Raw genomic sequence first — 26,367 nt, forward strand, 5'->3', positions numbered from 1 at the left:
GGTGGGCAAGATAATAATGATACTAAAGAAAAACCCTAGACGGGTGTCTAGGGCAAGTCGGTATTAGATCATATTTTCTCTAAATTGGTTAAGCAGATCTTCAATGAATTTAGTTCTCTTTTTACGATCTGTTTGTTCCGATACAATTTTGAGCTTAGTTGGTCCTTCCATTCTAAAATGCTGCGGTTGTGTCTGTAGCAAGCTCACTAGAAAATGAGGATTAATAGCGGCATCTTGTTTAAATTCAAAATAGCCGCCTTTTTCATTACTCTCTACTTTCTTAACCCCAATAATGGCAGCTTTGAGTTTAAGACTATTAACCGTTAATAGGTTAGTTGCCGCTTCTGGTAATAAACCGAAGCGATCGATCAACTCGACTTTTATCTCATTAAGTTCATTGTCATTTATAGCACTAGCAATGCGCTTATAGAGCGATAAACGAGTATTAATATCAGGAATATAATCATCGGGTAGTAATGCTGGAATACGCATTTCTACCTCAGCTTGTTGTTTGAGTAAGTCATCAAGTGTTGGCTCTTTACCTTCACGTAATGATTCAACAGCTTGTTCTAGCATTTCCATGAATAGGCTGAAACCAACGGATTGAATTTGACCACTTTGTTCGTCACCTAGTAACTCACCAGCACCACGAATTTCTAAATCATGGGTTGCAAGGGTAAAGCCGGCACCAAGATCTTCTAATGATGCAATAGCTTCTAAACGTTTAACTGCATCTTTGGTCATACGTTTAGGGTGAGGAGTTAGTAAGTAGGCATAAGCTTGATGATGAGAACGACCAACACGGCCACGTAACTGATGTAATTGGGCTAAACCAAGATTATCGGCACGATCCATAATAATGGTATTGGCGCTAGGTACATCGATACCGGTTTCAATGATGGTGGTACAAACTAATACATTAAAACGTTGGTGGTAAAAATCGCCCATGATCTTTTCAAGTTCACGTTCACGCATTTGACCATGTGCAAAAGTGACTCGTGCTTCAGGAATTAACTTGGCTAAATCTTCCGTAGTCTGTTCAATACTATCAACTTCATTATGCAGGAAGTAAACTTGACCACCACGGCTGATTTCACGCAATATTGCTTCGCGAATAATATTTTCATCATTTTGTCGAACAAAAGTTTTAATTGCTAGACGACGCGCTGGTGGAGTAGCAATGATTGATAAGTCACGCATACCACTCATTGCCATATTAAGCGTTCGAGGGATTGGTGTTGCAGTTAGCGTTAGAATATCAACGTCGGCTCGAATCGCTTTAATTTTTTCTTTTTGGCGGACACCAAAGCGGTGTTCTTCATCAACCACCAGTAAACCAAGATCATGGTAGTTAACGCTACTATTAAGTAGTTTATGAGTACCAATAAGAATATCAATCTTACCTTCTTCAACATCTGCCAGAATCTGTTTTTGTTCTTTGGCTGTTTTAAAGCGAGATAGCACTTCAACGCGAATAGGAGTATTGGCAAAACGATCGCGAAAGTTCTCGAAATGCTGTTGCGCTAATAGTGTTGTCGGTACTAGGATCGTTACTTGTTTATTATTATCAACAGCAACAAAAGCTGCTCGCATTGCGACTTCTGTTTTACCAAAACCAACGTCACCACATACTAGACGATCCATTGCTTTAGGTTGGCACATGTCAGACAGTACCGCGTTAATCGCTAATGCTTGGTCGTAGGTTTCTTCATAAGGGAAACTGGTGCAGAAATCAGCATAGCTTTCACGATCAAGTTTGAATTTGAAGCCTGGTTTTAGCTCACGCATGGCGTAAATTTCTAGTAATTCTGCTGCAACGTCACGTACTTTTTCAGCGGCTTTACGGCGCGCTTTAACCCACGCTTCACCACCTAATTTATGAATAGGGGCAGTTTCTTCAGCGCCACCTGAGTAACGACTAATAAGGTGCAGTGAAGCAACAGGCACATACAGTTTTGCACCACCTTGATATTCAAGGGTGACATATTCGGTTTTAATCCCGCCAGCTTCTAAGGTTTGTAAACCTTGATAGCGACCAATACCATGATCGATATGAACCACAGGTTGACCGACTTGTAATTCAGCCAGGTTACGAATAATGGTATCAGCATTAACCGTGGTTTTTTTATCATTGCGGCGGCGTTGTTGAATACGTTCGCCCAATAAATCACTTTCACAAATAAAAGCGACAGCGGGTTTTTCTAAAATAAAACCATTTTCAGCGGCACCAATTACAAGACAATGCTTGGCTTTTTTGTCAGCCATTGCCGCTTCAAGGCTATCAAAAACAGTTGGACGGAGCTTAATTCGAGCTAACAGATCAAATAATGCTTCGCGGCGACCTTCTGAAGCCACTGAGAAAATAATTTTCCCTTTAAATTGCTCAGTAAACTGACGCAGTTCAGCAAACGGCTCTTTGAGTTGATGATTAATGGTGATAGTTGGAACTGCGGTTAATGCAGGATTATAACGGCCTACTTTTTCATCATCAATTGGATCGCGCTGTATTCTTACTCGCGGCAGTTGTTTAAAGCCACTAAACATTTCATCTTTAGTTAGCCATAATTCTTTAGGGGCGAGTAATGGTCGTAATGGATCAACGCGACGCTGATCATAGCGGTACTCTGCATCATGTAAAAAGGTATCTACTGCTGGCTCTAAATCACCTAATGTCACCAATAGTGCATTACTAGGTAAATAATCAAACAGGGTTTCGGTATGGTCAAAAAACAGTGGCTGCCAATATTCGATACCTGTTGGCCAGATTTTCTTACTGACTTGTTGATAAATAGATTCTGGTTCACGGCGCGCTTCAAAACGTTCACGCCAGCGCATACGAAAGTTTTCTATCGCTAATTCATCGGTTGGGAACTCATGCGCAGGTAGAAGATCTATAGTGGCGATTTCTGCTGTTGAACGTTGATTTTCAGGATCAAATTGACGAATAGAATCAACTTCATCATCAAAAAAATCGATTCGGTAGGGGGCATTACTACCCATTGGGAATAGATCAACTAACGAACCTCGGCTTGCATATTCACCATGCTCCATCACTTGATCAACATGACGATAGCCTGATGCTTCTAATTGAATGCGCAATTTCTCTAGCGAAATGCGATCGTCTTTTTTGACAATCAAGGCATGCTTAAGAATAAATTCTTGAGGTGTAAGGCGCTGCAGTAGCGTACTTATAGGGACTAATATAATACCATTTTTTTGAGTTGGCATTTTATATAAACGTGCGAGGCGCTCAGAGATAATATCTTGATGAGGCGAGAAATTATCATACGGCAGTGTTTCCCAATCAGGAAAAACATGGACATCAATATCACAAAATTGAGTTATTTCAGGCTGTAGTTTTAGTGCCGTTTGCGTATCAGCAACAACGGTAAGTACCGGCCCATTATGTTTGGCCGCTATTTCTGCTAATGACAACGCCAACGCAGAACCTGATAAATTACCGATGTAACGATTATCCCCAGATTTTTTAGGTACGGGAATTGAAAGTAATGTTTTATTCGTCATTGTTATTATTCATGTTTCGTTGTTGGGTCCGCTGACGTAAAAGCTTTTGTTGGCAATGCAGTGCGGCACGGATTAATAAATCACGATCGTCTTCTAATAGTCGCGTGTAATGCAGTTGAACTAAAAAACGATCCTCTAAAACGGAGCAATTAACCACCTCAGCATAACAATAAATAGCTGCCGCAGGGTGATCTAAAAATAGTTTAACGGTGACATTTTGCCCAATTGGAAATTCATGTGAGCTATAAAAGCTTACATTACTCGCACCAAAGGTTTCAGTTATGTATCGATAAGTAGCATTATCTTGTTGAGATAGCACGTAAGATAACAGCAGGTTTATTTTACTGTTTTGAGCACTAAGGTAATCGACTAATAGTTTACTGTCTTGTTTGCCAAATCCAGATAATAAGCGTTCTGCATTTTCTTCGAGCGTGTTACATTCGCTGGCGATACGAAACAGTGGCGGTATTTCAGCACGAAAGGTGTCGACATCGGGGAGTGGTTTTCCATCAGTTAATGGTTCGACATTGATTGTTAGTCCTAAGTGAACTGAAAAATATTCATTTTGTCTCATTACTTACTCACTGCCTGTTAGTTGTCATCGACGTTGTCACTATTGAGGTTATGTAACCCAAGTTATATCGGTGACATATGTGTTAATTATTACTTAGAGCGTACCAACGAGCAAGTGATCTCCGTTAAGCGGCTATCTTTTACTCACTGTTTTTACATTACATTTACCTTGCTAGATGGTAAACAGTGCCGTTAACGCGTATTCTTGAGTCATTAAATAAAGGAGTGGTTTTTTAAGCCTATGTTTCATCCTGTATCTTTTTTTATTGGTTTACGTTATTTACGAGGACGTTCAGGTGACCGTTTTAGTCGCTTCGTTTCTTATATGTCAACCGCGGGTATTACTGTTGGAGTGATGGCATTAATTACCGTAATGTCGGTCATGAACGGTTTTGAACAACAACTTAAAGACCGAATTTTAGGTGTGTTACCACAAGCTGTTGTGACGCAAGCGGATGGGCGAGTTCCACTTTCTGAACAGGTCCCAACAGTACTCAAGCAATTGCCACATGTAACCAAAGTTACGGCAATTACACGGGGTGAAACTATCATTCAAAGTGCGAATTCATTAGCTGCTGGAATGATGATAGGTATTGAACCAAACCAATATGATCCTATTGCTGATCATTTAATGGTGGGTTCATTAAAAGACCTTCAGCCAGGCAGTTTTAACGTAATTATTGGTCAAGCACTTGCTGTTGAATTAGATATTCAGCCTGGTGATAAAATTCGTCTAATGGTCACCAGTGCCAGCCAATTTACGCCTTTAGGTCGCTTACCTAGCCAGCGTAATTTTACAGTGTCTGGAATTTACGATACTGGTTCTGACGTTGATAAACAGTTAGTTTTCACGAATATTTCTGATGCTGGTCGATTATTGCATTATAAACTTGATCAAATGTCAGGCTGGCGGTTGTATCTTGATGATCCATTTGCCGTCACTGAACTTGCAAAAATACCGTTGCCTAATAATTGGAAATGGTCTGATTGGCGAGAGCAACGCGGTGAATTATTTCAAGCGGTTAAAATGGAGAAAAACATGATGGGGCTGATGTTGGGGCTTATCATTGGTGTCGCAGCGTTTAACATTATTTCCGCATTAATAATGGTTGTAATGGAAAAGCAAGCAGAAGTAGCCATCCTAAAAACCCAAGGTATGACTCATCGACAGGTACTAACACTATTTATGGTTCAAGGCTCAAGTAGTGGTGTTATTGGTGCATTATTAGGTGGTATTTTGGGTGTGATACTGTCTCATTACATTAATCCAATTATGGCATTTTTCGGTGTTAACCTAGCTGCTATTGGTGGTTCTCTACCGGTAGATTTTGAGCCGATGCAAATTTTGGCTGTTATTGTTGGCGCTATTATCTTGAGTTTATTAGCGACTATTTTCCCTTCTTATCGTGCGGCCGCTGTCCGTCCTGCTGAGGCTCTTCGTTATGAATAATGCTTTATTATCTTGTCAGCAATTATGTAAAACCTATCAAGAAGGTCAGTTACAAACTGAAGTATTAAAAAAGGTCAATATTGAAATAGCAGATCATGAATTAGTTGCTATTGTTGGTTCTTCAGGTTCGGGTAAAAGTACCTTATTGCATATTTTAGGGGCACTCGATGAACCGACTAACGGCGAAGTGTTTTTTAAAGGACAGCGGTTAGATATTTTAAGTTCAAATAAACAAGCTAAAATTCGTAATCAAGATATTGGTTTTGTGTATCAATTTCACCATTTGCTAGCTGACTTTACCGCAACAGAAAACGTAGCGATGCCATTATTGATTGGTGGCATAGCTGTAAGCGAGGCGCGTACTCGTGCTCAAGATATGTTGGCAATGGTAGGTCTAGATCATCGTTTTGAACATCGTCCTTCAGAACTCAGTGGTGGTGAACGCCAACGGGTTGCTATTGCCCGTGCATTGGTTAATAACCCTGCGATTGTGCTTGCAGATGAGCCGACAGGTAATTTAGATCACCAAACAGCATTAGATATTTATGATCTGATGCGCAAGTTAAATGCAGAATCAGGTACTGCATTTTTAGTGGTAACTCATGATACGCAGTTAGCATCAAAACTTGATCGTTGTATGTACATGCAAGATGGTATTTTAGCAGAGGTTAAGGAGAAGTAATGTTTCGTCCTTTATCCCTCTATATAGGTGGTCGATTTAACCGTTCTAAAAAACGTAATCGTATGGTGTCGTTTATTTCATTGTCATCGATGCTTGGTATTGCAGTTGGGGTGGCAGTGATTATCATTGGTTTATCTGCCATGAATGGTTTTGAGCGTGAACTACAAACGCGAGTACTGTCTGTTATTCCTCAAGGAGAGTTACAAGCAGTAGAGCCGCCATTGAATAATTGGAAACCACTATTAAAGCAGGTTGAGCAACATCCACATATAACAGCTGCTGCGCCTTATGTTGAATTTACAGCATTACTTGAAAGAGGCGCCAAATTAAAAGCAGTGGCTGTGCGTGGTGTCGATCCTAAAGAACAGCTTAAAGTGAGTGAATTGCCTCATTATGTGAAGAATAATGCATGGTCAACTTTCACGGCGGGTAAACGCGAGGTGATCTTAGGGCAAGGTGTTGCAACTAAACTTAAATTAAAGGTCGGAGATTGGATCACTGCAATGATTCCAAATACCGATCCTGAAATGAAGTTAAGAGCGCCTAAACGTATTCGTCTTCAAGTTGTGGGTTTACTTGCGTTAGGCGGACAAATTGATCACAGTTTAGCGATCGTACCGTTACAAGATGCACAACAATATTTAGATATGGGGCAGGGTGTCTCTGGCATTGAGATGAATGTTGATAATGTGCTTGATGCCCAACAAATAGTAAAAGAAGTTGGTGACACACTGCCTGTTTATGTTTATCTAAAAAGCTGGATACAAAAATACGGTTATTTATACCGTGATATTCAAATGGTACGAACTATTATGTATCTGGTGATGGTACTAGTGATAGGCGTTGCTTGTTTTAATATTGTTTCAACGCTAATGATGGCCGTGAAAGATCGTGCTGCAGATATTGCCATTTTACGTACTATGGGAGCGAGTAATCGGCTGATTAAAGCTATTTTTGTTTGGCATGGTGTATTGTCTGGTGTACTTGGAAGTATTATTGGTTCGATATTTGGCTCATTAGTTGCGATTAATTTAACTCATATTGTACGAGTAATCGAAAAAATCGTCGGGCATAGATTCTTATCTGGCGATATCTATTTTGTCGATTTCTTACCAACACAATTAGCTTGGCAGGATGTGGCGATTGTCACTGCAACAGCGATTGTATTAAGTTTACTCGCAACATGGTACCCAGCCACTCGAGCGAGTCGATTACAACCAGCTCGTGTGTTAAGTGCAAAGTAATAATTAATTGGGTTTGTATTGGTGTGATTAATAAAAAACGGAGCTTCGGCTTCGTTTTTATTTGAGTACTTTAGCGATATAACGTCATTAAGGAAGCACAAATATTATCAGTATCGTAAGATATTGATTTTTGATTGTCATTAAACAAATAAGTTCATTTTGATGAATAAATAAATATAAAAATAATATTTAAAAGCAATTATATTGATGCTTATTTAACCGTTATGGTTATTTTTTGACCAAAAAAGTGATTATTATTGACGATAATAAACGTTGTTTTTTTTATTTTATGGCCTGCTGTTTTCAAAAGTTTCTCTGGTAAGGCTTTAAAATAAACTAATAGTCAGCACTGATGCAGGCTGAGGTTTGCCGGCGAACACTGATCAGGGGTATTATTATATATAAATTACGAACACTGTTCTTTTTTTTGTGAATTTATATTGTTTAATTTAACAGTGTCATTTTTACGTGATAATTTGGCGTTACTTAAATACAAGTATGCTGTTGTCGTTATTGGAAAGGGAATCATCCTGCATCGATATGACTATTAATTATAATGGACAGCTATTTTGTTAATAAAAACACAATTTAGGAATTAACATGAAAAAGAATGCACTTGGTTTATTAGTAGCTTTTGCTGTAATGGCTCCTGTTGCGGCACAAGCAGCTGTTCAACTTCCTGCTGGCACACAAGAGATTGGTGTTCAAGGTAATGCTAAGCTTGGTAGTGGCTGGGATCTAAACTTAAACGGTTCTTACGGTACATTCGTAAAAGATAACTGGGAAGTTGGTGGTACTGCAACTGTTGCAGCAAAAGATGAAAACGATGCAATTAGCGGTAAGCTAGGTGTATTCACTGAGTACAACTTTGTTAACTCTACTAACTGGGTTCCTTACGTTGGTGCAGCAACTGAGCTTGCAGCTCTAAGCTACAACGAAAAGACTGGTACTGATAGCAATGTTGGTAAAGATGGCGATTCTTGGGCGCTAAATATTAAACTAGCTGCTGGTGTTAAGTACTTCATCAACCCTAACGTTGCACTAAGTGCAGAAGTTAACTACAACATCGCAACTGACGATATTGAGTTCTCTGGCAACAAAGCTAAAGATAGCCTAACTAACGTTGTATTCGGTACTCGCTTCTACTTCTAAGTTTAAGCCCGTATACAGATGATAAAAAACCCGCTAACTGTTAGCGGGTTTTTTATAGCTATTGATAATTAACACTTAGTTAAGTGATGTTATTTTTTTTAATCCGCTTAAGCAGCCAGCTACTTAACAGACTAATGATTGCGATGCCTAAAGTAACAAAAGGCGCAACCATTAATATCATTGTGGTCACACGCGCAACATTTTCAGGCAATAGCGTTAATAAGTAACCTAGCCCAGTTAGCAGTAGTACCCATGCCGTTGCACTCAGCCAAGCAAAACGGAAGAAATGAGCTTGATTCTTAACCCTAAATCCCATCATTAATGGCAATAGTGGTCGTACAACAGGAATAAATCGCGCTGTAAATAAGGCTACGATACCATGGCGAATAAGTAGCTTATCAACAGTCTGCATTCGATGAGGTGGTACCATATCTACCCAACGTTTTACTTTTGGTAAATGATCAAGCCAGCGCCCTTGTAAATATGCCAACCAGCTACCAACTGCAGCAGCAACAATTAATAAAAACACAATCAGTTTAAAATCAATGATCCCCATGGCACCTAATGTGCCAGCTAAAATAACAATACTGTCGCAAGGTAGCGGTGCTGCCGGTAAAAATGCGCTTTCGAGCCAAATAACAAAGGTGACACAAAAATAGATCATTACAATACTTTCTGGGTTTTGTAATGCTGCAAAATCTTGTTGCCATAGCGCTGAAAAAATAGATACAAATGAATCAAGCATCTATGTAGTCCTTGTAGTCAGAGTCATAATTAAAGTAAATGTCGCGGTAATTGAGTGACCTTAACTGCCTACGACTATGGGTAAAACGGTATTGAAAATTAGCAAGCTCAAGAAGTGGATACCGTTGAAGTTTAGAACAATGACTTATTATTGGGTGTAATCGCTGAATGGCATTGTTGTTATAATTTAGAGCTGGAACAAAGCTCTTTTTCTCGGTTTTTGATAGCTGTCGTGTTTTATGATTATTATTCGATAAAATAAGGACATTATCGTTCAAGTTTTCTTTATTACTGGTAACGCTAAATGATGATGAATGTAAAACATACAAGGAGGATGTTGCTGGCGTAGTTATACTCGTGGCGTTTATTAGTAAAACGCTTAGCAGTAAGCTAAATAGAGTAAGATAACCCATCAACACTATCACCTAAGTATAAAAAAAACACTTTTACTTAAATTTTCAACTAAAGGCAATATTTTTATAATAACTTGTGATGAAAATGATTTGTTGGTTATGTTTTTAGTAAGTTATTATTTGAATTATAAAGAAAAAGCTTCAGTAGAATACTGAAGCTTGAATAGTAATTTTAATGTTAGTTTTTACTTATGAAGTGCTTTTTTCATTTGTGAACCAATAAAAATAAAGCTAATTCCTTCAAATATTAATGAAACCCCAACAAAAATTCCTAATAGTGACATTGAAAACTCTGGATTGTGCATTAAATTAAAGAAGTACACCCCAATCGCGGTAGACAATAAGCCACTAAATACAATCCAGCGCCAGCCTGCAAGATGCTCTCTGCTACTAAATCCAAATATCATTCGTGTAATACCGTTAAAGATCATAGTTGCAATCATTAGTACGGTAATAGTGACTAAACCAATAAAAGGTTGTCCTAAAATAAATAAGCCGCCAATGAGGTAAAAGAGTGCACTAATGACATACCATAGTTTGGTTTTCCATTGTGGAATACTAAAGGTGTGATAAACCTGTACCAGTCCAATCACTAAAAAGATCACACCAATAATTGTGGTGATCGTCATGCCTGCTACAACAGGCAAGCTAATGGCAAAAATACCTGCAAGTGCCACTATTACACCAACGATGACAAACCATTTCCAACCTTTTGTCAGTAAACTTTTCACTGGGTTTTCCATCTTATTTCCCTTTAATCAAATTATTAATGTTTATTTAGTTGTTAGTAAGTGATTGCTATTTAAGGATGTATTTTATTTTTCAATAGTAGACGGAACAATAATAATTACTAGAGATAAAATGCAACTAATTAGCAATATAAGTTTTTGATGGGTGTTTGAATGAGGAGTGCCCAATAGATGTGCAGCAGATCGGTTAATCGTGAAAGGACGAGTAAGAGCTTTTAAAATAGTGGGGGCTATTTCTCAAAAAAAATGATTAACAATAAAACTCCACAATGATGGAGTTTTATTGTGATAAAAAAGGCGTTAGCGAGCTTTAGGGATACGGAGTTTTCGGCGATTCCAGCTACGTACAACCGAGTAGCGCCATAGCCAGCGAATACCAAAATATCCGATTAATGCACTTAAAACGCTACAGATAAAGCAGCCAAGTAAGAATGGAGGACCGATTTGGCTCATTTGATTTAACAAGAAATCCCATGTTAATTCAAAATGAAATCCAACATCTGGGCTATGTAATACCCATGCACCTAGTTTGTAAGCACCATAAAAGAGTACTGGCATAGTGACAGGATTACTAACCCATACTAGCGCAACAGAGAGCGGTAAATTTACACCAAACATAATCGCTAAACCTGCAGCCATTAACATTTGACTAGGGAGTGGAACAAAGGCCATAAACAGACCAACAGCAAATGCGCCAGACGCTGAGCGGCGGTTTAAACACCATAAATTAGGGTTATAAAGTAGATTTCCAAATATTTTCAACGCTTTTTGGCGTTTAATTACTTCATGGCTAGGCAGAAATTTTTTAATGAAATGTCTTGGCATAATAATTTTTTTAAACTGGCTAAGGCCATATGGTTCAAATATTTATAGCAAGTATCAGCGGTTTTCTATCGTTACATTTTTTTAATATATTGCCGCCATATTGGTATTTGCTGTTACCAATATCTGTTGGTGTCATTATATTTATAGTGTGTCGAAATGTTATCGTTATTTGCTTTTCACTTGCTATATTATGGGTTGTTTTTGATGCTAATCAATATATTAACAATATAGATAGCATTCCAAAAAACAGAACTAATATTACCATAGATGTTAGCGTTAGTACGCTTTTTAATGAAAATATACCAGTTGAGAATTTTGAGGTCAAAGTACTCAACTTACATTCCGCCAATGTTGATTTTGTTTTTCCAATACGGCTAATGGTGATGTGGAAAGATCCTCCGCAGTTGAAGCAAGGACAAGTATGGCGATTACCTGTAAGGATAAGCCGTATTGTTGGTCGAGTTAATCAGGCTGGTTTTGATGGTGAACAATATGCTTTAAGTCGTGGTATTCATGGTCGTGCAGTGGTGAACAGCGGTAATGTAATACCAATACGTATCTCTTCATCAACCTCATTGAGACAGCAATGGTTAGATCAAATTACGCCATTACTTAAAAACAGAGATAATCAAAGCTATTTAACCGCATTAACCTTTGGACTGAGAGATGGACTTAAGGCTCAAGATTGGGTTTATCTACGTGATAGTGGTTTAGCACATTTATTAGCAATATCAGGACTTCATATCGGACTTGCGATGTTAATGGGGTGGTGGTTAGGCTATGTATTACGGTTATGCCTTCCGCAAACACATTATTGGTTATGGCTACCGTTATTGAGTGGATTGGCTTTTGCGTTAGGTTATGCATGGCTAGCAGGTTTTAGTTTACCCACTTTGCGTGCATTACTAATGTGTTTAATCGTCGGTATTTTAAGAATAACTGCAATCTATTGGCTGCCGTGGCAGGTGGTATTAGTGACTGTCGGCATCTGCTTGTTATGGCAACCTTTTGTGAGCTACAGTGCGGGGTTCTGGCTATCTTTTGGTGCTGTTATTATATTTTTAGCCCTGATGATGACAGATGACACACCAGATTTGGTGGCTTTACCTTGGTATCATCGCGGGTATCAAAAGATAAAATACCTCTGTAAGTTACAAGGCTATTTATTACTGTTAATGCTGCCAATGCAATGGTGGTGGTTTGGCGGTGTATCTCTCGCTGCACCATTAACTAATTTAGTTGCCGTGCCTTGGGTCAGTATTATTACCGTTCCCTTAGTGTTAATTGGTGTCATAACGTCATGGTGGCCTTGGTTGTCGTCTTGGTGCTGGCTACTGGCTGATTTGTCACTGAATCCTATTTTAAATGTTGCAGCGTGGAGTCATGGTGCGTGGATGATGTTACCAGCCGCTATAACATCATGGCTGGTGATTGGTGCAATAACTATCGTTGTATGGCCATTATTACCTTTACGGTTTTTTCGATGGCTTTATTGCAGTGTTATTTTTATTGTAGTGAGTTGGCGCTGGGAAAATAATCATCATCAACAGCCGCAATGGACACTCAGTGTCTTAGATGTAGGCCACGGTTTAGCCATTTTAATTGAAAAACAACAGCGAGTGTTTATTTATGATACGGGGAATTCGTGGAATGAAAACAGCATTGCAAAATCTGTCATTACTCCAATATTGGCTTATAAAGGAATAACCGCTGTTGATGGGGTAATTTTGAGCCATGCTGATAGTGATCATGCTGGTGGTAGTGAGTATCTTATTCAGCGTTATCAGCCTATTGCGAAATACAGTAGTGATCAACGAGCAGAATTTTCTGAGTGTGTTATAGGACAAGCGTGGCAGTGGCAAGGTCTTGATTTTGTAGTTAAGTGGCCACCTAAAGTAACAGCTCGAGCAACCAATTCAGATTCTTGTGTTATTCGAGTTCAAACGATTGGCGGTCAGGGGCCAAGTATTTTATTAACAGGGGACATCGACGCTAAATCAGAATTAGTGATGTTAATGCAAACTCAAGCTTGGCAGGCTGATATAATAATCGTGCCGCATCATGGCAGTAATACTTCTTCAACCCAAACCTTACTCAGTGCTATTCAGCCATCGTTAGCTGTCGCTTCTATTGGCCACTTTAATCCATGGGAGCTACCGTCTCAAATGGTGAAAAAACGCTATCAAGATAATCATATTGCTTGGCTAAGTACTCAAGATAGTGGTCAAATAACGATTACCATGACAGAGGATGATTACAGTTTTAAAAGGCAACGTAATTATTCTCAACAATGGTATCGACCCAAATGGCTGACTAAACAATAAAATAATAACCGTGACAGGTCGTTAATGGTGTTTTTGTGAGCGGAAAAAACGCTTTAATAAAAAATGGGTATGGACAAATTTGGTTGATAGCAATGTTAAGGGTAGAATAGGAGTATTGTATTTCATCCAAATTGGCATTCATGACGCAATTAACAGAAAAATCAACCAAAGATACTTATAAAAGATTGTGGCCTTATATCAAAGTTTATAAAGCCGGTATTATTGTGGCTGTCATTGCGCTGATTATAAATGCAGCGGGTGACACACTAATGCTTTCGATGATCAAGCCACTACTTGATAAAAGTTTTGGTGGCTTTGATAGCATGGATTCAGGATTCCTTGCCATGATGCCAATTTATCTTGTTGGCTTAATGATCATGCGTGGTGCTAGTGGTTTTGTGTCAACCTATTGTTTATCATGGGTTTCTGGCAATGTTGTAATGAACCTTCGTCGCCAATTATTTCAGCACTTTATGAGAATGCCAGTAGCATTCTTTGATAAAGAAGCGTCAGGTGCATTGTTATCACGTATCACTTATGACTCTGAGCAGGTTGCTTCAGCCACCAGTAGCGCATTAGTGAGTATCGTTCGTGAAGGTGCATCTATTATTGGCTTGATGGTGCTGATGTTTTGGAATAGCTGGCAGTTATCTGCGATTTTAATCGTTATCGCGCCAGTGGTTGCGATTAGTATTAGTATTGTTTCTAAACGTTTTCGTAAAATCTCACGCAGTATGCAAGATGCAATGGGATCGGTGACTTCTTCAGCAGAGCAAATGCTAAAAGGCCATAAAGTAGTATTAAGCTATGGTGGTCAACAGGTTGAGAAAGAACGTTTTGATTACGTAAGTAACTCAATGCGTCGTCAAAGTATGAAACTTGTCTCTGCACAAGCGATAGCGAACCCAATTATTCAAATTATTGCTTCACTTGCATTGGTTGTGGTGCTGATCCTAGCTAACACACCATCATTACGAGAAACATTAACACCGGGTACATTTGCGGTTGTGTTTGGTGCAATGTTTGGTTTGATGCGTCCGTTAAAATCATTAACTAATGTTACTTCTCAGTTTCAACGTGGTATGGCTGCATGTCATACATTATTTGAGTTAATGGATTTAGAAACTGAAAAAGATAACGGTAAGCATGAAGTTAAGCGTGTTAACGGTGATGTATCAGTTAAAGATATAACTTTTACTTACCCAACTAAAGATACACCTGCATTACGTAATGTTAGTTTTGAGCTTCCTGCTGGTAAAACGGTAGCATTGGTTGGCCGATCTGGCTCAGGTAAAAGTACCATTGCTAACTTGTTGACCCGTTTTTATGATATTGACTCTGGCGAGTTGCATTTAGATGGTATTGAGCTAAAAGATTACACTTTAGCTAATTTACGCTCTCAGGTTGCGGTAGTATCGCAAAACGTGCATTTATTTAATGACACTATTGCTAATAATATCGCTTATGCCAGCGGTGATACCTATACTCGCGCCGATATTGAACGAGTAGCTGAACTTGCTTATGCGATGGACTTTATTAAAGACATGGATCATGGGCTTGATACTATTATCGGTGAAAATGGTGTGAGTTTGTCAGGCGGACAGCGCCAACGTCTTGCTATTGCACGTGCATTGCTACGTAACGCACCTGTCTTAGTTCTTGATGAAGCAACATCTGCGTTGGATACCGAGTCTGAGCGTGCGATTCAACGCGCATTAGATGAACTACAAAAAGATCGTACTGTATTAGTGATCGCTCACCGTTTATCAACAATTGAAAATGCCGATCAGATTCTAGTAGTTGATGATGGTGAAATTATTGAACGTGGCACCCATGGTGAGTTAATTAGCCATAATGGTGCTTATGCGCAACTTCATCGTATTCAATTTGGTGATTAATAGTGGCCTCATTGATTGAAGCTATCTGGTATCAACCTGTACTTAGTGGAAAAGTACGGGTTGTTTACTGGCTACTATGGCCATTATTGTGGCCGCTTAGTGCGCTATTTGGTGTAATAAGTCGTCGTAAACGACAGCAATATGCTAACGGTAAAAAAATAGCCTATCGAGCGCCTGTTCCGGTTGTTATTGTCGGTAATATTACCGCAGGTGGTAATGGTAAAACGCCCGTTGTGGTGTGGCTAGTTGAACAACTATTAGCACAAGGATTAAAACCTGGCGTGGTATCGCGTGGGTATGGAGGGAAAGCGCCATATTATCCTTATTTTGTTGAGAGTGATACCAGCACCGAGATAGCGGGTGATGAGCCTGTACTCATTCGCCGTCGCACTGGTGTGCCTGTTGCCGTTGCACCAGTGCGCAGTGAAGCAGTAAAACTACTCTTGAAACATGATGTTGATGTCATTATTACCGATGATGGCTTACAACATTATGCCCTTGCGCGTGATATTGAGTTAGTTGTCATTGACGGCCAACGTCGATTTGGTAATCAACATTTATTACCTTTAGGCCCACTGCGTGAATCATGTAAGCGATTAACTGAGGTTGATTTTCTTATCTGTAATGGCGGTCAAGCGCACACGAATGAAGCTACAATGCATTTAGCACCATCAGAATTAATTAATATTAAGACTGGTGCTCGTTGTGCTGCTACATCATTAACAGCAGTTGTAGCGATGGCTGGCATTGGTCACCCGCCACGATTTTTTACGACATTGAATACGCTAGGTGTAAAGCCCATTGTTTGTCAGCCTTTTGCTGATCATCAACCCTTTACACATCAGGCGTTGTTAGATTTAGCCCAACAAGGGCAACACTTAGTAATGACTGAAAAAGATGCGGTAAAATGTTACCCATTTGCTGAGGATAATTGGTGGTATTTGCCTGTTGACGCAGTTATCTCCGAACCACAAGCATCAGCTATTATTAAACGGATTATAGAGGTTAAGGAAAAGTATGGATCACCGTCTGCTTGAAATCGTTGCTTGCCCTGTATGTAAAGGCAAATTGAATTTCGATAAAGAAAATAATGAATTAGTGTGTAAATTTGATCGTCTTGCTTATCCTATTGATGATGGCATTCCAGTTTTACTTGAATCAGATGCACGTACATTAAGTTCTGACGAGGTTAAATAATGGCATTTACCGTTATTATACCAGCGCGCTACCAATCAACCCGTTTACCTGGTAAGCCGTTAGCCGATATTGCTGGCAAACCTATGGTGCAATGGGTGTATGAACAAGCATCTAAATCTGGTGCCGATCAAGTGATTGTAGCAACAGATGATCAGCGTATCGTCGATGTGGTGCAAGGTTTTGGTGGGGAAGTGTGCTTAACGCGTGCCGATCATCAATCAGGCACTGAACGTTTAGCTGAAGTTGTAGCGAAATATCAACTTGCTGATGATCATATTGTGGTGAATGTGCAAGGCGATGAGCCATTGATCCCTGATACGATTATTCGTCAAGTAGCCGACAATATTGCTAACTTTAATGCATCAATGGCAACATTAGCGGTAGAGATTGATCATCATGATGAAATCTTTAATCCCAATGCAGTTAAAGTTGTAACTGATAAAGACGGTTATGCGCTGTATTTTAGTCGTGCAGCTATTCCTTGGGATCGTGATAATTTTGCTCAGCAACCACGTATTGTTCATCATAATTTACTGCGTCATATTGGGATTTATGCTTACCGTGCAGGGTTTATTAATACCTACATTAATTGGCAGCCAAGCCCACTTGAGCACATTGAATCTTTAGAGCAACTTCGTGTGTTGTGGTATGGCGAGAAAATTCATGTTGATGTGGCAATAGATGCACCACCTGCAGGGGTTGATACACCTGAAGATCTAGAACAAGTACGTCAGTTAGTTGGCTAATTAACGTACATGCTTAATACCATATAATAAAAAACCGAGTAGGATTTACTCGGTTTTTTTGTCTTCAAATTACGCTATAAACTGTAATTATTCAGCGATTTTTACGCGGATACGGCTTTTATCAACCATCATTTCATGAAGTGCTTTCATTGCGCGAGTTGCTTGCTCATCATCAGCCATTTCAACAAATGCAAATCCTTTTGATTTACCTGTTTTTTCGTCTAATACAAGGTTACACGCACTAATCTTGCCAAACTCTTCAAACATTTTATGAATTTGGATTTCAGTTGTACTGCGAGAAAGATTACGGATTAAAAGTTTCATGAATTAAATTCTTTATTAAGTAATAAACGATTTATTTTACCATGAAATACAGAAAAGGATGCTGAGATTGGAATGAAATAATCAGATTAACATTATTGTGAGCGGTATAATTTTAATAGTTATGCAAAAAGAAACCGTTTTAAAAAAGCCAGTGACTGTTTCGTGCAGTCGCCAGCTTTATTATTAATTAACCAAAAAATGACATTGAAAAACCTATAATGTCTTAGGTTTTACTTTTTCAGCCTCTAAATGCTCAGTTTTTGGATTTAAAAACTTGCTTGCAATACGCTGCCATAATTGGCCTAAACGTTCATGTTCAACAATTTCCATTTGTGTTAAATAGGTTGAATCAGGAATGTAACTACGCATTTGATTACTGGCTCTAAAGTTGGTTGGTGCAACAATTGGTTGCAATCCAGCTTGATGGAAATAATAGAGCGCACGTGACATTTGACTGGCAGACGTTACTAAGATCATATTTTTATTTTTAACGACATCAGCAGCTTGGAAAGCTTCTTCTTTGGTATCTTTAGTAGATTCAAATAATAAAATATCACGTTTATCAACACCTAATGCCACGGCAAGATGAGCCATTAATCGAGCATGGCTGATACCATGAGAAGCAATACCTCCGTAACCTGATAAAATCAGCTTAGCACCAGGGTACATGCGGAAAATTCGAATGCCTTCGACAAGGCGCGTGATCGCAGTTGGTGATAATTCTGAGGTAATAGGGAAAGTTTTATCAATGATTTGACCACTGCCTAATACCATTACGTAACTAATAGGTTTAGTGGTGCTCACAAAAGCTGGATTCTCTTGTTCCAACGGGCGTAATAGTGCGGTGGTTAATGGCTGGAAAGAACATAAAAAGATGCCTATTAGAGATACACTAACCAAAATAGAGGCTAATTTCTTTTGGCGTGTAAACCACAGTACACATAGACCGATAACACCCACTAATAAAAGAAACGGTAGTGGCATCAACAGTGCAGAGATGATTTTTTTTAGTATAAACATAGTATGTCGTCCGAAATTTCAGCAGTTGAGCAATAAAACCGATCACAAGCCTTTATTCCTTTACCGCTTGTGAGAAAATAAGTCACATTCTAGAGTCGCTATCATAACGTAAATGAGCCATGAAAAAAGACCGAAATTTTGACGATTTGGCGAAAAAGTTCGCTGAAAATATTTATGGCACAGCGAAAGGCCAAATACGACAAACCGTTGTTTGGCAGGATATTGAATATATATTGGAACAATTGAATGCTGATGCATCGCTACAAGTTTTAGATGCTGGTGGCGGTATTGGACAGATCTCTCAAAAAATAGCCGCACTAGGACATAAAGTGACGTTATGTGATCTTTCTAGTGAAATGTTGACATTAGCGGCACAAGAAATTGCTAAAAACGGCTTAGTTGAGCAATATCGGTTAGTGCATTCACCAGTACAAGAAATCAATCAGCACATTGAGGCACCCGTTGATTTAATTCTTTTCCACGCAGTGATGGAATGGCTGGTTGATCCGATAGCAACATTGGCTGATTTATTAAATAATGTAAAACCCGGTGGTGTTATTTCGGTCATGTTTTATAACTATAACGGGTTATTGTTTAAGAATTTGATTTGTGGAAATCTGACCCATATAGAACAGGGCATGCCACACCGCAAACGGTTTAAGTTACAACCTCAGCAAGGTATTAAACCAGATGAAGTATATCAGTGTCTAACCGAGGCTGGGTTTGACATAATGGGGAAAACCGGCGTACGCACATTCCATGACTACATGCAGCATGATCGAATGGGTGATTACACTTTTGAGCAAGTTCTTGATATGGAGCAAAAGCTTTGTCGTCAGGAACCTTTTTTGTCATTAGGACGTTATATTCACGTGTATGCGCGAAAGCCTATTACTGAAGTAACACCACCATTGATGACAAATTTAAATGATAGTAATAAGGACAAGGGATGAGTGACGTTACCCAGACTGTTCCTGAGTTAGTAAATTGGGTCAAAAATAATGAGTTTGCCCTTAATTTACCAACTGAACGGCTGGCGTTCTTGTTAGCGATTGCGATATTAAGTGGCGATCGCTTTGATGAAGAATTAGGGGAAGGTGAGTTGGTTGATGCATTTCGCATTGTGAGCGAGATGTTCGGCCAAACCAAGGAAACCCTGGCTTTTCGTGCCAATAACGCCATAAATGAATTGGTAAGACAGCGGTTAATTTCACGTTTTACCAGTGAGGTGACTGACGGTGCTAGCATTTATCGATTAAGTCCGTTAGCACTTGGTATTACTGATTATTACGTGAGACAACGTGAGTTTTCAACGTTAAAGCTATCTATTCAATTAGCAATGGTAGCGGATGAGATTAATAAAGCAGCGACAGCAGCGCAAGAAGGCGGCGATGAGAAGCATTGGCGTAATAATGTGCATGCGGTCTTAAAATACTCAGTGGCCGAAATATTTGACCGTATTGATTTAAACCAGCGTGCAATGGATGAGCAGCAGCAACAAGTTAAGCTCGATATTGCTGAGTTATTAAATCAAGACTGGCAAGCTGCGATCAGTAGCTGTGAAGCATTACTTGATGAAACATCATCGACTTTGCGTGAGTTGCAAGATACGTTGCAAGCGGCAGGTGACCAACTTCAAAGTCAGCTACTCGCGATTCAAGAAGCAATCCAAGGGCATGATGATCTCGACTTCGTTGATGGTATGGTTTACATCCTGCAAATGAAGCTAGATCGTATTATCAGTTGGGGTCAGCAAACTATCGATTTATGGATTGGCTATGATCGCCATGTGCATAAATTTATTCGTACTGCAATTGATATGGATAAAAACCGCGCCTTTAGTCAGCGGTTACGTCAATCGGTTACCGATTATTTTGATGCGCCATGGGTACTGACATTTGCCGATGCCGAACGTTTACTTGATATGCGTGATGAAACTTTAATATTACGTGATGATGAAGTAACAGGTATTGTCCCTGGTGAGATGGAATTTGAAGAGCTTGATTTGGTTAATGATCAACTGGCTGAAAAAGTCGGTTTGATGTTACAGGCCCATAAAGCGACAGGCGCACCTATTAATTTGAGTGCGCTACTTAAAGACTATTTGTCACAACATCCGTATGCACAACATTTTGATTTAGCACGGATTGTGATAGATCAGGCCGTAAGAATGGGGTATTCCGAAGCTGATTTCAATGCCATTCAGCCTGATTGGGAAGCAATTAACGAATACGGAGCTAAGGTACAAGCCCATGTCATTGACAAATATTGAAGAATTTATGCCGGAGAAGTTGGCTAAAGCGATAGCTAACCCACTTTTCCCTGCACTAGATAACGCCTTGCGTTCTGGTCGCCATGTTTCAAGTGAAGATTTAGATAACCACGCTTACTTAATTGAGTTTGAGAAAGAATTAGCGATGTTTTACCGTCGCTACAATGCTGAATTAGTACGTGCACCTGAAGGCTTTTTATACTTACGTCCCCGTTCAACGTCATTGATTGGACGTTCAATATTGTCTGAAATTGACATGCTCGTCGGTAAGGTATTGTGTTTTCTTTACCTTAGTCCTGAGCGTTTAGCACATGAAGGTATCTTCACCAACCAAGAGCTATTTGATGAGCTATTAGTATTAGCTGATGAACAAAAGCTAATGAAACTGGTTACTAACCGCGCTTCAGGTTCTGATCTTGATCGTGAAAAGCTGTTTGATAAAGTAAAAACCTCATTACGCCGTTTACGTCGTCTTGGAATGCTTATTCCAATTGGTGAAAATGGTAAATTCCGTATCAGTGAATCAGTATTCCGCTTTGGTGCTGATGTTCGTACTGGCGATGATGTGCGTGAAGCACAGTTGCGATTGATTCGTGACGGTGAAGCCGTAGTGCATCAGCAACCGTCAAGTCAGTCAAGTTTGCTTGATGACGTTGACACTAACAATCAAGAAGAGCTTGAGATGCAACAAGATGTAGAGCAAGCGGTACAGGAGAGTAATATTTAATGGAACGCGGCAAGTATCAATCGCTCACCATGGTTAACTGGAACGGCTTTTTTGCACGTACCTTTGATATTGATAACCTGGTGACAACGCTTTCAGGCGGTAACGGTGCGGGTAAATCTACCACAATGGCAGCGTTTATCACTACACTGATTCCAGACCAAAGTTTACTTCACTTTCGTAACACCACCGAAGCGGGTAGCTCAAATGCATCACGCGATAAAGGCCTGCATGGTAAATTAAAACCAGGCGCCTGTTACGCTGCACTTGACGTGGTTAACTCAAAGCAACAACGTATTGTTTTTGCAGTTAAATTACAGCAAGTTGCTGGCCGTGATAAGAAGGTAGATATTAAGCCCTTTTTGATTCAAGGTTTACCGTCACATATCAAGCCCGCTGAAATTTTAGTGGAAACGATTTCAGATAATCAAGCGCGTGTACGTCAGCTTAATGATGTTAAAGATCTTGTTAGCCAATACGAAGGGGTGCAGTTTAAAACATTTAACTCGGTAACAGATTACCATGTGCAAATGTTTGAGATGGGTGTACTACCAAAGAAATTACGTAATAGCCAAGATCGTTCAAAGTTCTATCGTTTAATTGAAGCCTCTTTATATGGTGGTATTTCAAGTGCGATCACTCGCTCATTACGTGATTATTTATTACCACACAATTCAGGGGTAAAAAAAGCCTTCCAAGATATGGAAGCTGCATTGCGTGAAAACCGCATGACGTTGGAAGCGATTAAGTTAACCCAAAGTGATCGTGATTTATTTAAGCATTTAATCTCAGAAGCAACTAATTATGTAGCTGCCGATTATATGCGTCATGCTAACGAGCGCCAGCAGAAGCTAGAGCAAACCCTACGTTTACGTGGCGAGCTAATGGGGTCACGTCAAACCTTGGTTGATCAGCAATCATCGTTAAATAACATGAACGCGGAGTTAGCAGAATTAGCCGATCAAGAAAGTGCGCTTGAGCAAGATCATCAATCAGCATCTGATCACTTACAACTGGTGCAAGCTGCGGTCCGTCAAGCTGAGAAAATTGCACGCTATAAAGAAGATCTTGAAGAGCTGACTGAGCGTCTTGAAGAGCAAGTGATGGTGGTTGAAGAAGCGGCAGAGCAGCTTGCTATTGCTGAAGAACAATCACAGCTTACTGAAGAAGAAGTTGATAGTTTAAAAACTCAACTTGCTGATTATCAACAAGCACTTGATATGCAGCAAACTCGTGCGCTGCAATATCAACAAGCATTACAAGCCTTAGAAAAGGCGCGCCAGCTATCAGGCGACTCACAAATGCTGGCTGATCAAGCGCCACCGTATTTATCGCAGCTTAAACAGCAGCAAGAGCAACAAACGACCGCGTTATTAGCATTAAAGCACAAGCTGGATATGTCATCAGCCGCAGCGCAGCAGTTTGAAAAAGGTTTAGCGATTGTTACGACTATTGCCGGTGTAGTTGATCGTACCAATGCTAGCGATAAAGCACGTCAATTGATTGAACATGGCCGTCAACTGCGCTCAGTTTCTGAACGTGGCGAGCAGCTTAAAGCGCAATATCGTGATTTAGAGCGTAGTGTTCGTAGTCAACGCCAAGCAATTGAATTTGCAGGCACTTACGCTAAGAAGTTTGCGAGCACTATTGATGGTGAATTAGCATTAGCCGAAGAGCAAGCTCGCCATGAAGCAACCTTAGAAAGCTTAGAGCAAGATCAAGCAAGCTTGGTTGAACAGCGTAACGATATGCGTCATAACGAGCAAGGTCTAGCCGCCCGCATTACAGCATTAGAAGCTTCTGCTCCAGCGTGGATTGCTGCGTCAGATGCATTAGAGACACTTTCTGATCAAGCCAATGTTGAGTTAACTAGCAGCCAAGCTGTGATGGATGCGATGCAAGCAACACTTGATAATGAACGTCAAGTGTCAGCTAAACGTGATCAGTTAGCGCAACAAAAGCAAGCCTTAGAGCAAGATATTGAACGCTTAGCACAGCCTGGCGGTAGTGATGATTCAGGTTTACGTGCATTAGCCGATACTCTTGGCGGAACTATGTTATCTGAAATTTATGATGACATTACCCTTGCTGATGCACCATATTTCAGTGCGATGTACGGTCCGTCGCGTCATGCGATTGTGGTTCCTGATTTAAGTGGTATTAAAGAAAAGCTGATTGCCCTAGACGATTGCCCTGATGATTTGTATATCATTGAAGGTGATGCTGATTCATTTGATGATAGTGGTTTTGATGTTGATGAGCTTGAGAATGCGGTTTGTGTTCACTTAAATGATCGCCAACTGCGTTACTCTCGTTTTCCAAAAGTACCATTATTTGGTCGTGCAGCACGTGAGCAACGATTAGAGTTTTTACGTGATGAACGCGATCAAGTGGTTGAAGATCATGCTAAAGCTGCGTTTGATTCACAAAAGCTGCAGCGTTTATACCAAAGCTTTAATAGTTTTGTTGCGACTCACATGGCGATTGCGTTTAATGCCGATCCTGAAGTTGAACTGAAACAAGCGCGTGATCAGCGTAATCAGATCATGCGTCAGTTAGCGGAATCACAAGCACAAGAGCAACAGCAACGCGGTCAATTAGCGGCTGCGCGCGAAGGTTTAACCTTATTAGGTAAGTTAAATCCGGTGGTGACGTTGCTTGAAGATGAAACGTTAACAGCACGTTTTTCTGAGGTTGAACTGCAATTATCGCAAATGGATGAAGCGCGTAATTACCTTGATCGTTACGGTAAAGCATTAGCTGAACTTGAAGGTTTAGTGTCAGCACTTGATGCCGATCCAGAGCAGTTTGATGCATTACAAGCTAATTACGAAGCTGCCGATCAAAAATTACAACAACTCAAAACTCTGATTTTTGCGGTTGCAGATTTAGCTGAGCGTCGTCATCACTTTAGTTATGCCGATTCAGTTGAGCTATTAAATAAAAGTTCTGAACTTAATGAGCAGTTAAAACTAAAACTCGCGACAGCTGAGCAACAACGTAATACTGCGCGTGCAAGCTTGAAGCAATCACGTGCACAGGCAAACCAGTATAATCAGTTGATGGCATCACTAAAAAGTTCTCATCAAGCGAAAAATGAAACCGTACTTGAATTTGAACGTGAGCTACAAGAGCTAGGTGTTCGAGCTGATGTTGAAGCTGAAGAGCGCGCATTAGTACGTCGTAATGAGCTCAATGAGCGTTTACATAGCTCTCGTAATCGTCGTAGCACCTTGGAAAAATCAACCACTTCTATTGAGCTTGAAATGAAAGGCTTGATGAAACGTTTACGCAAAGTAGGTAAAGATTACCAAGACTTCCGTAAGCTGGTTGTTAATGCTAAAGCGGGCTGGTGTGCGGTATTACGCCTTGCGCGTGAAAGTGATGTTGAGCGCCGTTTACACCGTCGTGAAATGGCCTATATGTCTGCAGATGAGCTACGTTCATTATCAGATAAAGCTTTAGGTGCATTGCGTTTAGCGGTTGCTGATAATGAGAACTTACGCGACGCATTACGGGCATCAGAAGATGTGGCTCGTCCTGAACGTAAAGTATTGTTCTATATCGCGGTGTATCAACATCTGCGTGAGCGTATTCGTCACGATATTATTCGTACTGATGATCCAGTTGAAGCCATTGAAGAAATGGAAGTTGAGCTGGCACGTTTAACCGAAGAACTTACTGCACGTGAACAACGTTTAGCAATCAGTTCTGATTTGGTAGCGAATATTATTCGTAAGACGATTCAACGTGAACAAAACCGTATTCGAATGCTTAACCAAGGTTTGCAAAATATTGGTTTTGGTCAAGTACGTGGTGTGCGTCTTAACGTTAAAGTACGTGATACTCACGAATCATTATTGCTTGGATTAATTGATCAAAAAGATCAGCATAATGACTTGTTTGGCAATAATCGTTTAACGTTCTCAGAAGCGATTGCAAAACTGTTCCAACGCTTAAATCCACATATTGATATGGGTCAGCGTTCACCACAAATTCTGGGTGAAGAGTTACTTGATTACCGTAACTACTTAGAGCTGAGTATTGAAGTTAACCGTGGTACCGATGGTTGGCTGCAAGCCGAGTCAGGCGCATTATCGACAGGTGAAGCGATTGGTACTGGTCAGGCAATTCTGTTAATGGTTGTTCAGAGCTGGGAAGAAGAATCGCGCCGTTTACGTGGTAAAGATATTATTCCTTGTCGACTATTGTTCTTGGATGAAGCGGCACGACTTGATGGTAAATCTATCGCAACTTTGTTTGAGTTATGTGAACGCTTAGACATGCAGTTACTGATTGCGGCACCTGAAAATATCAGTCCTGAAAAGGGCACAACCTATAAATTGGTACGTAAGATTTTCAAAGATCGTGAACATGTACACGTGGTGGGTTTACGCGGCTTTGGCAACAAACCGAAAGTAGAAATGCCAGTACAAACGCTATTGGATATTGAGCCAGTATAAACAATATTCATATCTGTAAACGCTATTGATTATGTGCATAAA

General features: G+C 40.0%; 20 protein-coding genes. 13 read left to right on the forward strand and 7 right to left on the reverse strand.

All coding sequences use genetic code 11. From position 1 onward, the window contains the following. Positions 1-63: 63 nt before the first annotated feature. Entirely contained in the window at positions 64-3,525 is a 3,462-nt protein-coding gene (mfd, locus tag BTN98_RS03720; protein ID WP_060996554.1) for a transcription-repair coupling factor, read from the reverse strand. Beyond that, positions 3,515-4,099, reverse strand: coding sequence for a PilZ domain-containing protein (locus tag BTN98_RS03725; RefSeq protein WP_060996553.1), 585 nt, complete (start codon positions 4,097-4,099; stop codon positions 3,515-3,517). The genes mfd and BTN98_RS03725 overlap by 11 nt, the downstream gene beginning before the upstream one ends. 240 nt (positions 4,100-4,339) lie before the next feature. Here BTN98_RS03725 and lolC point away from each other — a divergent pair, with 240 nt between their 5' ends. The 4 genes from lolC (at position 4,340) to BTN98_RS03745 (ending at position 8,626) form a co-directional block, all read left to right on the forward strand. Next, entirely contained in the window at positions 4,340-5,548 is a 1,209-nt protein-coding gene (gene lolC / locus BTN98_RS03730; protein WP_060996552.1) for a lipoprotein-releasing ABC transporter permease subunit LolC, read from the forward strand. Continuing rightward, a complete protein-coding gene (gene lolD, locus BTN98_RS03735) occupies positions 5,541-6,230 on the forward strand; it encodes a lipoprotein-releasing ABC transporter ATP-binding protein LolD (protein ID WP_060996551.1) in 690 nt (229 codons plus the stop codon). The genes lolC and lolD overlap by 8 nt, the downstream gene beginning before the upstream one ends. After that, positions 6,230-7,474 carry a lipoprotein-releasing ABC transporter permease subunit LolE gene (gene lolE, locus BTN98_RS03740; RefSeq protein WP_060996550.1) on the forward strand — a complete coding sequence of 415 codons (1,245 nt, stop codon included), beginning with the start codon at positions 6,230-6,232 and terminating at the stop codon, positions 7,472-7,474. The genes lolD and lolE overlap by 1 nt, the downstream gene beginning before the upstream one ends. Before the next feature lie 600 nt (positions 7,475-8,074). Beyond that, entirely contained in the window at positions 8,075-8,626 is a 552-nt protein-coding gene (locus tag BTN98_RS03745) for an outer membrane beta-barrel protein (RefSeq protein ID WP_060996549.1), read from the forward strand. A 79-nt stretch (positions 8,627-8,705) separates the two neighbouring features. Here the strand turns inward: BTN98_RS03745 and BTN98_RS03750 are convergent, their stop codons facing one another. The 3 genes from BTN98_RS03750 to BTN98_RS03760 all read right to left on the reverse strand — a co-directional run bounded on the left by BTN98_RS03750 (position 8,706) and on the right by BTN98_RS03760 (position 11,357). After that, positions 8,706-9,371, reverse strand: coding sequence for a DedA family protein (locus tag BTN98_RS03750; RefSeq protein ID WP_060996548.1), 666 nt, complete (start codon positions 9,369-9,371; stop codon positions 8,706-8,708). 597 nt (positions 9,372-9,968) lie between these two features. After that, a complete protein-coding gene (locus BTN98_RS03755) occupies positions 9,969-10,526 on the reverse strand; it encodes an HdeD family acid-resistance protein (RefSeq protein ID WP_060996547.1) in 558 nt (185 codons plus the stop codon). A gap of 306 nt (positions 10,527-10,832) precedes the next feature. Continuing rightward, the gene (locus BTN98_RS03760) at positions 10,833-11,357 is read right to left on the reverse strand and encodes a DUF2062 domain-containing protein (RefSeq protein WP_060996546.1); all 525 of its coding nucleotides are present in this window, start codon (positions 11,355-11,357) and stop codon (positions 10,833-10,835) included. Between the two features lie 29 nt (positions 11,358-11,386). Here BTN98_RS03760 and BTN98_RS03765 point away from each other — a divergent pair, with 29 nt between their 5' ends. The 5 genes from BTN98_RS03765 (at position 11,387) to kdsB (ending at position 17,522) form a co-directional block, all read left to right on the forward strand. Then, a complete protein-coding gene (locus BTN98_RS03765; RefSeq protein ID WP_065189928.1) occupies positions 11,387-13,681 on the forward strand; it encodes a DNA internalization-related competence protein ComEC/Rec2 in 2,295 nt (764 codons plus the stop codon). Positions 13,682-13,821: 140 nt separating this feature from the next. Beyond that, positions 13,822-15,579, forward strand: a complete 1,758-nt coding sequence (gene msbA, locus BTN98_RS03770; RefSeq protein ID WP_060996544.1) for a lipid A ABC transporter ATP-binding protein/permease MsbA — start codon at positions 13,822-13,824, stop codon at positions 15,577-15,579. Positions 15,580-15,581: 2 nt separating this feature from the next. Next, positions 15,582-16,616, forward strand: coding sequence for a tetraacyldisaccharide 4'-kinase (lpxK, locus tag BTN98_RS03775; RefSeq protein ID WP_060996543.1), 1,035 nt, complete (start codon positions 15,582-15,584; stop codon positions 16,614-16,616). Next, a complete protein-coding gene (locus tag BTN98_RS03780) occupies positions 16,597-16,776 on the forward strand; it encodes a Trm112 family protein (RefSeq protein WP_060996542.1) in 180 nt (59 codons plus the stop codon). The genes lpxK and BTN98_RS03780 overlap by 20 nt, the downstream gene beginning before the upstream one ends. After that, positions 16,776-17,522 (forward strand): 3-deoxy-manno-octulosonate cytidylyltransferase, encoded by a 747-nt coding sequence (kdsB, locus tag BTN98_RS03785; protein ID WP_060996541.1) that lies wholly within the window; start codon positions 16,776-16,778, stop codon positions 17,520-17,522. Before BTN98_RS03780 ends, kdsB begins: the two co-directional genes overlap by 1 nt. 87 nt (positions 17,523-17,609) lie before the next feature. Here kdsB and BTN98_RS03790 read toward each other — a convergent pair whose 3' ends face one another. Together BTN98_RS03790 and elyC are read right to left on the reverse strand one after the other, a co-directional pair. Then, on the reverse strand, positions 17,610-17,846 hold the full coding sequence (locus BTN98_RS03790; protein WP_060996540.1) for an RNA recognition motif domain-containing protein: 237 nt from the start codon (positions 17,844-17,846) through the stop codon (positions 17,610-17,612). Between the two features lie 213 nt (positions 17,847-18,059). Further along, complete coding sequence (gene elyC, locus BTN98_RS03795) at positions 18,060-18,866, reverse strand: envelope biogenesis factor ElyC (protein ID WP_060996539.1); 807 nt, start codon at positions 18,864-18,866, stop codon at positions 18,060-18,062. A gap of 119 nt (positions 18,867-18,985) precedes the next feature. Between elyC and cmoM the strand changes: the two genes are divergently transcribed. From cmoM to mukB, 4 genes are read left to right on the forward strand one after another with little or no spacing between them, the layout of a single operon-like run. Continuing rightward, positions 18,986-19,819 carry a tRNA uridine 5-oxyacetic acid(34) methyltransferase CmoM gene (gene cmoM, locus BTN98_RS03800; RefSeq protein ID WP_060996538.1) on the forward strand — a complete coding sequence of 278 codons (834 nt, stop codon included), beginning with the start codon at positions 18,986-18,988 and terminating at the stop codon, positions 19,817-19,819. Further along, entirely contained in the window at positions 19,816-21,138 is a 1,323-nt protein-coding gene (mukF, locus tag BTN98_RS03805; protein ID WP_060996537.1) for a chromosome partition protein MukF, read from the forward strand. Before cmoM ends, mukF begins: the two co-directional genes overlap by 4 nt. Next, entirely contained in the window at positions 21,119-21,865 is a 747-nt protein-coding gene (gene mukE / locus BTN98_RS03810) for a chromosome partition protein MukE (RefSeq protein ID WP_060996536.1), read from the forward strand. The genes mukF and mukE overlap by 20 nt, the downstream gene beginning before the upstream one ends. Beyond that, positions 21,865-26,325, forward strand: coding sequence for a chromosome partition protein MukB (mukB, locus tag BTN98_RS03815; RefSeq protein WP_060996535.1), 4,461 nt, complete (start codon positions 21,865-21,867; stop codon positions 26,323-26,325). The genes mukE and mukB overlap by 1 nt, the downstream gene beginning before the upstream one ends. The last annotated feature ends 42 nt before the right edge of the window (positions 26,326-26,367 follow it).

Source organism: Photobacterium aquimaris (assembly GCF_002954455.1).
Classification (GTDB): Bacteria; Pseudomonadota; Gammaproteobacteria; order Enterobacterales; family Vibrionaceae; genus Photobacterium; species Photobacterium aquimaris.

What these genes read in the sequence shown, in the direction of transcription:
- mfd (WP_060996554.1), bottom strand. Translation starts at nt 3,525, where the DNA reads ATGACGAATAAAACATTACTTTCAATTCCCGTACCTAAAAAATCTGGG.
- BTN98_RS03725 (WP_060996553.1), bottom strand. Translation starts at nt 4,099, where the DNA reads ATGAGACAAAATGAATATTTTTCAGTTCACTTAGGACTAACAATCAAT.
- lolC (WP_060996552.1), top strand. Translation starts at nt 4,340, where the DNA reads ATGTTTCATCCTGTATCTTTTTTTATTGGTTTACGTTATTTACGAGGA.
- lolD (WP_060996551.1), top strand. Translation starts at nt 5,541, where the DNA reads ATGAATAATGCTTTATTATCTTGTCAGCAATTATGTAAAACCTATCAA.
- lolE (WP_060996550.1), top strand. Translation starts at nt 6,230, where the DNA reads ATGTTTCGTCCTTTATCCCTCTATATAGGTGGTCGATTTAACCGTTCT.
- BTN98_RS03745 (WP_060996549.1), top strand. Translation starts at nt 8,075, where the DNA reads ATGAAAAAGAATGCACTTGGTTTATTAGTAGCTTTTGCTGTAATGGCT.
- BTN98_RS03750 (WP_060996548.1), bottom strand. Translation starts at nt 9,371, where the DNA reads ATGCTTGATTCATTTGTATCTATTTTTTCAGCGCTATGGCAACAAGAT.
- BTN98_RS03755 (WP_060996547.1), bottom strand. Translation starts at nt 10,526, where the DNA reads ATGGAAAACCCAGTGAAAAGTTTACTGACAAAAGGTTGGAAATGGTTT.
- BTN98_RS03760 (WP_060996546.1), bottom strand. Translation starts at nt 11,357, where the DNA reads ATGCCAAGACATTTCATTAAAAAATTTCTGCCTAGCCATGAAGTAATT.
- BTN98_RS03765 (WP_065189928.1), top strand. Translation starts at nt 11,387, where the DNA reads ATGGTTCAAATATTTATAGCAAGTATCAGCGGTTTTCTATCGTTACAT.
- msbA (WP_060996544.1), top strand. Translation starts at nt 13,822, where the DNA reads ATGACGCAATTAACAGAAAAATCAACCAAAGATACTTATAAAAGATTG.
- BTN98_RS03780 (WP_060996542.1), top strand. Translation starts at nt 16,597, where the DNA reads ATGGATCACCGTCTGCTTGAAATCGTTGCTTGCCCTGTATGTAAAGGC.
- kdsB (WP_060996541.1), top strand. Translation starts at nt 16,776, where the DNA reads ATGGCATTTACCGTTATTATACCAGCGCGCTACCAATCAACCCGTTTA.
- BTN98_RS03790 (WP_060996540.1), bottom strand. Translation starts at nt 17,846, where the DNA reads ATGAAACTTTTAATCCGTAATCTTTCTCGCAGTACAACTGAAATCCAA.
- elyC (WP_060996539.1), bottom strand. Translation starts at nt 18,866, where the DNA reads ATGTTTATACTAAAAAAAATCATCTCTGCACTGTTGATGCCACTACCG.
- cmoM (WP_060996538.1), top strand. Translation starts at nt 18,986, where the DNA reads ATGAAAAAAGACCGAAATTTTGACGATTTGGCGAAAAAGTTCGCTGAA.
- mukF (WP_060996537.1), top strand. Translation starts at nt 19,816, where the DNA reads ATGAGTGACGTTACCCAGACTGTTCCTGAGTTAGTAAATTGGGTCAAA.
- mukE (WP_060996536.1), top strand. Translation starts at nt 21,119, where the DNA reads ATGTCATTGACAAATATTGAAGAATTTATGCCGGAGAAGTTGGCTAAA.
- mukB (WP_060996535.1), top strand. Translation starts at nt 21,865, where the DNA reads ATGGAACGCGGCAAGTATCAATCGCTCACCATGGTTAACTGGAACGGC.